Origin of the sequence: Maritalea sp., assembly GCF_051251695.1 — a bacterium.
Classification (GTDB): Bacteria; Pseudomonadota; Alphaproteobacteria; order Rhizobiales; family Devosiaceae; genus Maritalea.
On the sequence record NZ_JBPOEU010000005.1, the window covers coordinates 160,727 to 170,763 of the forward strand.

General features: G+C 49.6%; 11 protein-coding genes and 1 pseudogene. 2 read left to right on the forward strand and 10 right to left on the reverse strand.

From position 1 onward, the window contains the following. Positions 1 to 53: 53 nt before the first annotated feature. From ACSHWX_RS04370 to ACSHWX_RS04415, 10 genes are all read right to left on the reverse strand, one after another. Entirely contained in the window at positions 54 to 863 is an 810-nt protein-coding gene (locus ACSHWX_RS04370) for an ATP-binding cassette domain-containing protein (protein WP_435666968.1), read from the reverse strand. Continuing rightward, positions 860 to 1,774 (reverse strand): alpha-D-ribose 1-methylphosphonate 5-phosphate C-P-lyase PhnJ, encoded by a 915-nt coding sequence (locus tag ACSHWX_RS04375; protein WP_435666969.1) that lies wholly within the window; start codon positions 1,772 to 1,774, stop codon positions 860 to 862. Before ACSHWX_RS04375 ends, ACSHWX_RS04370 begins: the two co-directional genes overlap by 4 nt. Next, positions 1,771 to 2,832 (reverse strand): carbon-phosphorus lyase complex subunit PhnI, encoded by a 1,062-nt coding sequence (locus ACSHWX_RS04380; protein ID WP_435666970.1) that lies wholly within the window; start codon positions 2,830 to 2,832, stop codon positions 1,771 to 1,773. Before ACSHWX_RS04380 ends, ACSHWX_RS04375 begins: the two co-directional genes overlap by 4 nt. Further along, positions 2,833 to 3,366, reverse strand: coding sequence for a phosphonate C-P lyase system protein PhnH (gene phnH, locus ACSHWX_RS04385; RefSeq protein WP_435666971.1), 534 nt, complete (start codon positions 3,364 to 3,366; stop codon positions 2,833 to 2,835). Further along, the gene (locus tag ACSHWX_RS04390; RefSeq protein ID WP_435666972.1) at positions 3,367 to 3,795 is read right to left on the reverse strand and encodes a phosphonate C-P lyase system protein PhnG; all 429 of its coding nucleotides are present in this window, start codon (positions 3,793 to 3,795) and stop codon (positions 3,367 to 3,369) included. Further along, a complete protein-coding gene (gene phnF, locus ACSHWX_RS04395; RefSeq protein WP_435666973.1) occupies positions 3,788 to 4,528 on the reverse strand; it encodes a phosphonate metabolism transcriptional regulator PhnF in 741 nt (246 codons plus the stop codon). Before phnF ends, ACSHWX_RS04390 begins: the two co-directional genes overlap by 8 nt. Before the next feature lie 106 nt (positions 4,529 to 4,634). Then, the gene (locus ACSHWX_RS04400) at positions 4,635 to 5,567 is read right to left on the reverse strand and encodes a sugar phosphate isomerase/epimerase family protein (protein WP_435666974.1); all 933 of its coding nucleotides are present in this window, start codon (positions 5,565 to 5,567) and stop codon (positions 4,635 to 4,637) included. 69 nt (positions 5,568 to 5,636) lie between these two features. After that, on the reverse strand, positions 5,637 to 6,455 hold the full coding sequence (gene phnE, locus ACSHWX_RS04405) for a phosphonate ABC transporter, permease protein PhnE (protein ID WP_435666975.1): 819 nt from the start codon (positions 6,453 to 6,455) through the stop codon (positions 5,637 to 5,639). After that, a complete protein-coding gene (locus tag ACSHWX_RS04410; RefSeq protein ID WP_435666976.1) occupies positions 6,448 to 7,284 on the reverse strand; it encodes a phosphonate ABC transporter ATP-binding protein in 837 nt (278 codons plus the stop codon). Before ACSHWX_RS04410 ends, phnE begins: the two co-directional genes overlap by 8 nt. Before the next feature lie 30 nt (positions 7,285 to 7,314). Then, positions 7,315 to 8,172 carry a PhnD/SsuA/transferrin family substrate-binding protein gene (locus tag ACSHWX_RS04415; protein WP_435666977.1) on the reverse strand — a complete coding sequence of 286 codons (858 nt, stop codon included), beginning with the start codon at positions 8,170 to 8,172 and terminating at the stop codon, positions 7,315 to 7,317. Between the two features lie 173 nt (positions 8,173 to 8,345). Here ACSHWX_RS04415 and ACSHWX_RS04420 point away from each other — a divergent pair, with 173 nt between their 5' ends. Both ACSHWX_RS04420 and ACSHWX_RS04425 read left to right on the forward strand, forming a co-directional pair. Continuing rightward, positions 8,346 to 9,527 (forward strand): alpha-D-ribose 1-methylphosphonate 5-triphosphate diphosphatase, encoded by a 1,182-nt coding sequence (locus tag ACSHWX_RS04420; protein WP_435666978.1) that lies wholly within the window; start codon positions 8,346 to 8,348, stop codon positions 9,525 to 9,527. Positions 9,528 to 9,708: 181 nt separating this feature from the next. After that, positions 9,709 to 9,969 (forward strand): annotated as a pseudogene (locus ACSHWX_RS04425) (transposase); the annotation flags it as partial. Positions 9,970 to 10,037 lie beyond the last annotated feature (68 nt).

The window sequence follows — 10,037 nt, forward strand, 5'->3', positions numbered from 1 at the left end:
GGAAGCTCTTTGCGAGCCCCTTAATTTTAAGGACTGGTTGTACCATATATCACCTACAGTTTCGCGTGAACCAATTGCTGCGTATATGCGTGTTGCGGGTCTTGGAAAACTTGATCGACTAACCCTTGCTCAACAACTTTCCCCGATTTCATAACCATAACGCGGTCAGCCATCGTGCGTATGACACCCAAATCATGGCTGACGATTACCATCGTAATTTTTCGTTGTTGCTGCAATTTTTTAAGGGTATCGAGCACTAGAGCCTGCACCGAAACGTCCAAGCCTGTTGTGGGCTCATCCAGCAACAATAACTCTGGTTCAAGGGCAATGGCCTTTGCTAGTTGCACACGTTGTTGCATACCGCCCGACAATTCGATGGGCGGCGCATCCATACGCGCAAGTGGGAACTCGCTAGACGCCAAGGCATCACTGGCCTTTTCGCGCAGCACTGCAAACCGCCGCTCCCCTGCAATAAGCAACCGCTCGGCGACGTTGCCCGAACTTGAGTGGTTCATCAGCAACCCTTGATGGGGGTTCTGATAAACGATGCCAATATGGCGTGATCGGATCTGCAATTGAGCAAACCGATCAAGTTCAAACAAATTTGGTTCATCGCTTTTGATCTCGAGCTGATAGATACCTTCATCAGGCCGCTCTTGTAGGTTCATCATCCGCAAAAGAGTCGACTTACCCGACCCACTTTCACCAACAATGCCGAGCACTTCGCCGCGATAGGCGATAGCATCAACATTGTCGACGGCAACCACATCGCCGTATGTTTTCGCAATATTGCGCATGGTCAAAACAGGGGCGTCTGAAACAAGTTTCGGGGCGTCCAATGTAATTGGGATCGGATATGTCATTGTTGCCAACTCCCGTCTTTATACCAGGTTTCACCGATTGATGCCGAAGTGCTCTCAGCCTCGTTCAGCTTTTTGATGCCCAAATTGCTGTCAGAAACTTCAAATGAGGACGATCCATCATCATTTGGTATTTCATTCATAAAAAAGCCACGCAGTGACGACCGCTCACAAACCAAATCATGGTGATCCTCGACCTTATAAGGCACGTCTGAAAACACAAGTGGTTCGACTTTTGTGTGCGGCGGCACGGCAAAAACGCGCTTCTCCCGGCCAGCAGAAAGTATGGTCAAGTTCTCGGCCATATTTAGCTTGGGCACATCCCAACGTGGAATTGGGGATGGCGTCATTACATGGCGGCCATTGACCATTGATGGATAGCTTGCGCCTTGCATTACACGGCCCGAACGAACAATTTGCTCATATAACTGCAGCCACATGCGGCTGTAGTCCGCATCTGCGTGCATTTGACGGGCTATAGACATATTGGGTTCAACTGATCGCAAAGGCTCGGGGTTAGGCACCTGCAGCACAAGAACTTGATCGCGGGTCAGTTTTTCTTCCGGCACCCGATGACGAGATTGAATCAATGTGGCTTCAAGGGTGTCCCAAGTGGACTTTGCGTCTGTCACTCGGGTCAAGAATTTACGGATTGACGCTGCGTTGACGCTGTCATCTGCACCTTGGTCAATAACTTTTACGACAGTGTTGGGGTTCATCAGCGTTAGCGATATTTGCAACCCACCTGTACCCCATCCACGTGCCATTGGCACTTCGCGGCTCGCATATGGCATTTGGCAGCCAGGCACAGCGACCGCCTTTAGGGTTTTTCGACGAATTTCTCTTTTCGCTGAGGCATCAAGAAAACCATAGCTCACAGCTTCCCAAGGCTTGCTGAGTGATTTGAGGTTCATTCCGCGGCCTCCATTTTGGGCTCATATTTTTGTTTTTTTGCATCACGCATCGCATCAAGGCTCGACTGGAATGTCACATAGTGGGGCAGCTTGAAGTGAATGCAGAAGCCCGAGCTCTCGACCCCTTCTGTGTGATAAAGGAAGAACTCCTCCTCAACAGCTGAGTTTTTTTCGGCACCGTCAGCATTCAAATCGAGTGTCGCAGCAGCAATGCATTTCACTTCATTCCATCCAAAGGTCGCAGAAAACCCACGTTCAAGTTTGCTCCCTTTTGCCTTTGAGACGACTTCCGCTTGACTAATCTTCACCCGGCCAACACTGAATTTGGTGCCTGAGGGATGTTTTACTTCAACTTCAGCTTCGCAAAGGCGTAACTCGTTCACAGTTGGATGCGCTTGCCCATATCCACGCATGGCGGAATATCCCAGCGCCAATACACCACCCGTGTCGGCACGTGCTAAGCTTTGCAATCGATGCGCTCTCTTCGCCGGAAACAAAAGTGGTTCGCGCGTAAGATCGGGAATGTCGTCTGCAGCTGTATCATCATTGCCCGCCGGTTCCACCAGCTCTTGTTCAGCCAACCATGCGCTTACGCTTGGTTGATATCGCGGTGCTGGCTTTACAGCTCGCTCTACGGGATCTGGTTGGTAATCTTCGCCAGTTAAAACTTCAGTCGCAAGCAAACGGTGTGAATAATCCAGCGATGGACCAAGCACTTGCCCGCCCGGAATGTCTTTAAAGGCCGCCGATATGCGCCGCAAAACATGCGTACCACCTTGGGTTACAGGTGATGCAATTGTAATTCTGGGCTGTGTGGTTCTCCAGGCCCGCAACAAAAGCACAGCCTCATGCAACTCGCCACCTGCTTGCGCTAAGGCAAGCGCAGCAATGTCCCGATCATACAAAGATGCTTCCCCCATAACCCGATCGACGAGGTAGGGCAGTGTGTCCCTCACATTTGCTACTTTCTCTAGCGTAATGTCTCCCAGCTCTTCCCGGAACATCCGTTCGGATTGCTCAATTGCGTGCTCACCGCCGCGCGTTGCCACATAGGCCATCTATTCTGCCTTTATTTCTGTTGAACGTGGAATTGCCCAAACGTGATTGTCGCAAACAACCACCATGTCAAAACCCATCGGATAACGAACATACTCATCGCGACGTCGCCAAGCGGTGCGCCCAATATTCCAGTCCATGAGTTGAATTTTGCCCGGCACACCTGGACCAGAGAGTGTTATTTTTGCGCCTGTCTGTGCTGACGCTCTGATGATAAGCGTTGCCCCATCATCAGGGTAGGCATCCGAACCAGTTCGCAAGTGCGGAATGAATTTCTCGACTTCCGACGCGGTGCAAAACACAAAGTCAGCCAGCTCAATTGGTACCAGTTGTGCGCCAGCTTCGACTATTTGCGCTTTCACTTCCGCATCGGTTGCGTACACAGTGCATTCGCGGTCAAGCAAAGCAATAATGATGCTGTGTTCACCCTGGTTTGGCAGTGGGTATTTCTCACCCGGTCGAGACGTTGCGTTGAGCAGCGCATCAAAGGCCGAATTTGCAACAATCTCTTCATCGTTTCGCAGAGGAGCAGCCATCTAAAATGTCTCCATATTCACACGCGTTGCTTCAACAGCACGCATTTGCTCGTCATCAGCTTGAGCAAGTTGATTGGCTTGAGTGTCGATAAACGCTTCGATGCGGTCAGTTTTCAATTTCGCTTGCCACGCCAAATCGACAACGGCCATGGCCATCGAAGCTTCCAAGTCGCGGCCCTTCCTCATGCCATAACCTTCCAGCTCCAGCGCCTTAATGTGTGCCTCGCTCACCAACACTTCGCCAAGATGAAACGAAGTGCCCTCTACGGTGTCTTGCATTGGCAACATCACGAGGCCTGTGCGGTTTTGCACCACTTCAACATCGATAAATTCGGCCAAGATTTCTTCCGCAAAACTCTTTAATGTTGCGCTTTCTGCGCGGGCCAAAATACCCAGAATTTGTGAATGACGAGACTGTTGATCAGCCATCATTTGCCTCCGATGGATTGTTTTCGGGTTCCGATTCAAAGGTAAACCTGACGCGGGCTCCAGCCCACGCCACTTGTGAATGGCTGATCGGTATGCCATCCAATTTAGTGTCGGTAGCGGTAACGATCATCACCGGCATTTGCGGATGCTGCGCCAAAGGAGTTGCTTCGTTCGCACGTGCTTGCCGTGTGTAAATGGCTGTCTCAGATCGCACATAATCATCAATGCCGTAGCTCTTATATGTCTCCGTGACGGAACTAAATTGAGCGCGGCGATTTATGAAGTCGGGAAACATTTTCACCGATTTGTAAGAGGTAACAAATGCAACGGGAATATTGTCTGCTGTTTTCAGTCTTTCGAAACAGTACACCGGATCATCAGGTTCTATGCCTAGCGCCCACGCAATTTTTTTCGATGCCAAAATAGTGCTATGACCTAGCAATTTACCACCTGGTGCAAGGCCTTGCTGCATGAGATTTTGCCTAAACCTTGTTCGCCGCCCAATCACGTATCTTATGAGTTCGGGCGTTTCGACATACGTGCCGCTACCTTGATGCGTGCGCACTTTGCCCTCAACCGCCAAAGCGGCCAGCGCGCGACGTATGGAATGTCGCCCAGCATCAAATCGCGCCACTAATTGCGGCTCAGTCGGCAATCGCTCTCCGGGTTTTAAGATGCCGTTGGCGATTTCGACATCCAACGCATTTCGCACATCTAGCCATTTCGAGTTCATCTAAAAATCTCAAATTCGTTCGGATGAATTGATCATACTGTTTGTGCACTACACTAATGTGACGGAGCGGACAGAATTGCCTCGGATCGGCACAAATGTTTGGGACCTATTGGTGTGGAGGGGATTGTTTATTTGCCAAGCGCTTGGCAAAATGTTGTGCAACATCAAACGCATGTTGGCCGGAGTGCAGGAAGTGATTTTCTTTCAATTCAATCACAATATTGGGTGCGTGCCTGACGTCGAGCGCGTCTGCAATTGCATCAAAGTCAAGCAACCCAAATCCCGGTGCTGCATGCATATCACCAATGCCAAAAAACAAGCGTTCCCCATCATTGTTCCATTGAATTGTCGCAGGTATGCCCGTCGCGTCAGAGAAATGGATATGACAAATAAACGGGGCCAGATTTGGCAGTTGATCCAGCAAGTCATAACCTTGAAGCACAGCTCCTTGCATCGCATGACTTACATCAAAACACACTTTCAAAGCCGGGTGGTCGACAGTTTTGACCTGCTGCGCCAGTGCATTGAGATCGAGCGCGTATGAGGTTTCTGTTCCTGCGATATTATGCCGGTTGGGATTGAGGTTCTCATAGGCAATCACCAAACCCAGCTGTTGCGCACGTTCTGCTAATCGCGCGAGTTTTTCCGCTTCGCGTCGCAATAATTCCGCCGCCCGATCCACCCACACGCCGGGGTGCGTTCTGCCCGGATGCATCACTACAATGTTTGACCCACATGCATCAGCAAGGTCTAAACTTGCATGGGCTGCACGCATATGCAGGTCGATATGCGTTTCATCCATCAAATTTATGGCAATCGGAGCATGCAAAGAATATGCCGTTTTGTGTTGCCCAAGTGCGCTTCGAAGTGCCACAACTCGCTGTGGCATCAGTCGACAATCAGAAACAACATCAAGGCTTGAAGCGTTTAACTCACAAATACTAGCACCCATCTCAACCAGCGTACCAATCTTGCGCGATAACGCATCAAGATCACCCTGCTGACCAAAGTGGCCAATACTGAACCCAATGTTAGACATTTTCAAAAACCATTTTCTTTGAGTTTAATTCACAGCAAAACGCCGCAAAGAACTTTTTTGCTCAATCGATTAGTTCAGCGAACGTCGCAGACGGTCGGTTAGCCACTCCATCAAAAGCACGATGATAAAGATCGCCAGCATGATCGCCGCCGCTTTACGATATTGAAATAGATCGAAAGAAGATTTGAGTTCTTGCCCGATACCACCCGCGCCAACCAAACCTAAAACGACTGATGAGCGTACCGCTTTTTCCAGGGCAAACAACGTCGTGTTGATCAAGGACGGCATCGCATCAGGTAATACAGCACCACACAGGATTGAGAATTTTGAAGCGCCGATAGCTCCAAGCGCCTCTTGGGGTTCTTTATCCGCATCTTCCATGGCTTCGGCAAAAAAACGTCCACAAAACCCAATTGTGTCGACCATGATGGTCATTGTGCCAGCAACAGCACCCAGACCAACAGTGATCACAAAGATAAGTGCCCACACCAGATCAGGCACCGTACGGAAAAACGAAATCAGCGCTTTGAACAAAAATGTCAGCGGCTGAAGCGGGGAAATTCCACGAGCGCTCATCCATCCAATGGGTAAGCTCAGCACTACTCCCAGCGCTGTGCCGGCAATCGCAATTTGCATCGTTTCCAGCAAACGCCAAAATACGCGGCGCAAAAACTGCGGATCGGTTTCAGGCGGAAACATCCGTCCCATAAGGCTCGCCAATCGCGGTGCGCCATCAACAATGCGCTGCGGCGATGGGCTCACCGAGTAAATGGAGCTGAAAATCAGTGCGCCAACAACAACCCAAAGCGTAAATTGAAGCGCGGAGATTTTTCCCACGCGATCAATTTGCGGAATTTGCATGCGGCGTTCAGTAGTTTTCTCAACCATCAAAAACCACCTTTAGATCTTGTGCGGTAAGGTCGTCACTCTTTTGGTCAAGAAGGATATGACCTGCCTTAAGCGCAATTATGCGATCCGCATATTGCAACGCGTGCTGCATGTTGTGTGAAGTGAACATCAGCGTGATGTTGTTTGCCTTGGCTAAATCGACAAATCGCTGCATCACATCGTGCCCAGACTTCGGATCAAGACTGGCGGCGGGCTCGTCGGCGATAAATAGTTTTGGTTTACGCACGAGCGCCCGAGCAATCGCGACACGTTGCGCTTGCCCGCCAGAAAGCTGATCGACACGTTCATTTGCTTTGTGGATCAAGTTTACTGAATCAAGGGCTTCTAAAGCTTGATTGCGCCAGCTGGTGGTGGCAATCATTTGATGCCAGCCGCGCCAACTGCCTTGGCGGCCAAGCAATCCATGCACTACGTTTGTCAAAGCAGTCGCCCGGGAAACAAGACAATGTTTTTGAAACACAAAGCCTATTTCGCTGCGGATTTTGCGGGCTTGAGCCGCGTTTGGAGCTGAAGTAAATGTTTCGTCAAAAACGGAAACGCTGCCTGCACTGTGCGGTAGAAGTCCGATTAAGCATTTCAACAACGTCGACTTTCCCGCGCCGTTTGACCCGATAAGCGCTACAGTCTCCCCCGAAGATATCTGAACATTGAGGTTAGAAAAGATATCGCTCGAGTTCCCGTATCGCTTCGAAAGATTTTGCGCCGAAATCAGCGCAGTCTCACCAACATCCTGATGACGCTTAAGATAAGGGCCGGGCGCGATACGTTCGCGCCCAGCTGAATTTTCATATATGTCCATTATCGACATAGCGTTTTCCCAAAGTTTGGACGATGCATGTTAGTCGCCAACAAAGTTTGAAAAGCCGTCGACACCAATTGTCCCGTACATTGAACGGACGTAATCATAATCAGCGTCATTTACTGAGGGGAGGAAGAATCCACCGGCGTACTTGTCGTTATCTTCGCCTTTGAGTACCGCTTCCATAATCGCAGCGCCGTCTTCAACGAATGCTTTTTTCACTTTTTCTAAGACCTCTGCGTCAACGTCTGCAGAAGCGACCAAAATGTCGTTTGGCAAATCTGGGCCACGTGCAACCACTTTAAACGCTACCTCAGGATATGCTTCGCGTGCTTTATGCAAATGTCCAAAATTCATGCCGATCGCTGCAATATCACCGCGAATAAGCGCTTCAATGGCAACATTTCGCTGGATGATTTGCGCGTCATAGTCCGTGCCATACTGAAGACCCAAATCTGCAAGGGCTTGAGCTGGCCCAAGCTGTTGAGATGTCGAACCAACAGAACCAAATGAAACAATCTTGCCTTTAAGGTCTTGCGCTGTGGCAATCTCGCCTTCAGCAAGCACAACGATTTGGCCAAAATAGTCGGGGCGTTGCCACGCCACAACGATCTGCGCGTCGGTGAGCTCTTTCATCACCACATATTCTGCCGGACCTGTCAAAACGAAATTCACTTGACCAGAATTCATCGCTTCTACAGCCGCAGTACGTGAGCTCACGGGGATCAATTCGATATCGAAACCAGTAGATTTTTCCAATGCTGCTTCAACAGCACCAAACTCTTGTTGAAGCTGCTCAAGTCCTTCAACGTCTGTAACTGCAAATGTGATGTCCGCTGCGAATGCAACATTTGACGTTACCGCGAGCAACGCGCCCGCAACCAATGAACGAAACATATCTATCTCCCTGAATGTTTTTCTTCGATGTCGGGGGGATAGCAATTTATTGTCTCAGAAAAAGAACAGAGATATGTCATCCGAATGACAATTAACAATGCGATCTGGATTGCGAGTGTTCCACACGCGGCGAAATTCAAAACGTTGGCCGCACCAAACATGAACGTGATCAAATGAAAAATAGTAAGAAAATGCGGCCCATCATCGTCAAAAACGGCAATGTCTTGCAAAACGGTCAATTGGCGAAACACGATGTCTTTGTCGACAACGGATTTATCGCATCATCGGATTGTGCCGATGCTGCTAACGGTCTAATTCTTGATGCAACAGACCTTTATGTTTTGCCCGGCATTGTCGACGTCCATGGTGATGCGTTTGAACGCCAGATCATGCCCCGCTCAGGTGTAAGTTTTGATCTGCAACTGGCCATGCAAGATACAGATTTACAGCTAGCGTCCAATGGTATCACCACCGCTTTCCATGGATTGACCATTTCGTGGGAACCAGGATTGCGTTCTCTTAACAACGCTCGACAGTTTATGACGGCCATCAAGTCAATGCGAGCAGGGTTTTCAGTTGATCATCGCGCTCAGCTCCGTTGGGAGACTTTTGCGCTTAACGCCGTTGCAGATGTTGAAGGGTGGTTGTGTGAACAACCGACTCCAGCTCTCGCATTTAACGATCATACGACATCCACAATAAAGCGCGTGGAGGCGGGCAACAAAGAAAAACTCGCCGGGTGGGCCGCGCGGTGCAATCTCTCGCCCGAAGACTATGTTGCTAGAGTTTACGAGGTCGCCGCAAAAAAGGAAGAGGTTCCCCGCGCGGTTGAAAGGCTGGCACTAGTGGCTCGCGAGCAAAACACCGCCATTCTTTCTCATGATGATGTAACCAAACAGGATCGAACATTTTACCGATCGCTTGGCGGGAAGGTCGCAGAATTCCCAATGACAATGGAGGCTTTAAATGAAGCTAAGGAGGCAGGCGAGCACACTGTATTTGGGGCACCAAACGTTGTGCGCGGTGGAAGTCATAACGGGGCACTGAACGCCACTGAAATGATCAAAAACGGTTTATGCAGTATCTTGGCATCGGACTACCACTATCCTTCATTGTTACAAGCGGCATTTAAATTGGTCGCTGAGAACGATATCTCGCTTGGCGACGCATGGGCGCTGATCAGTAAAAACCCCGCTAAAGCAATGGGGCTCGCCGACCGAGGCACCTTGGACAATGGAAAGCGAGCAGACATCTTACTCGTCGATGCTCATGGTACAGTTCCCAAACCTGTCGCCACAATTTGCGGTGGTAAACTGGTGTCACTAGCGGATGACGCGTTGCTTTTGATTGAGTAGCTTAACAATTGTGGTGATCCCAATTTGTACGGGGCTCTTCCGCCGATCAAGAGAGCCTCGTGTGGACTTTGGGGAGCCATTTGGCGAATGGCCGCAATGGGCCCATTCTGTTGAAAAACACTTATTGCTTTGAGCTCGGAAGGCTTATTCAATTTCTGTAGTGAATTGGGGGATTGAATTGATGATGGGTCCAAGACAAGAAGCACAGTCGGCGCTGTTTTACGAGTTTTGCCTTGTGTAACATGTTCCAGCAGATCATATGTTGCGCTCGATTGATCGGTTTGTTGATCTCGCTGATATTCGCCAGCACCTTGGGTCGTTTTACAGTTCAACTGGCCGACCATCTGTTGATCCTGAACTGATGATCCGTATATTGCTTGTTGGCTATTGTATGGGCATTCGATCCGAGCGGCAGCTTTGCGAAGAAGTACGACTGTCCGTCATCAAATGAAATGGGTTATTTAGAGCGGTTTGATTACTGGAGGCTCTGGTTCATTTGCTTATTGATTA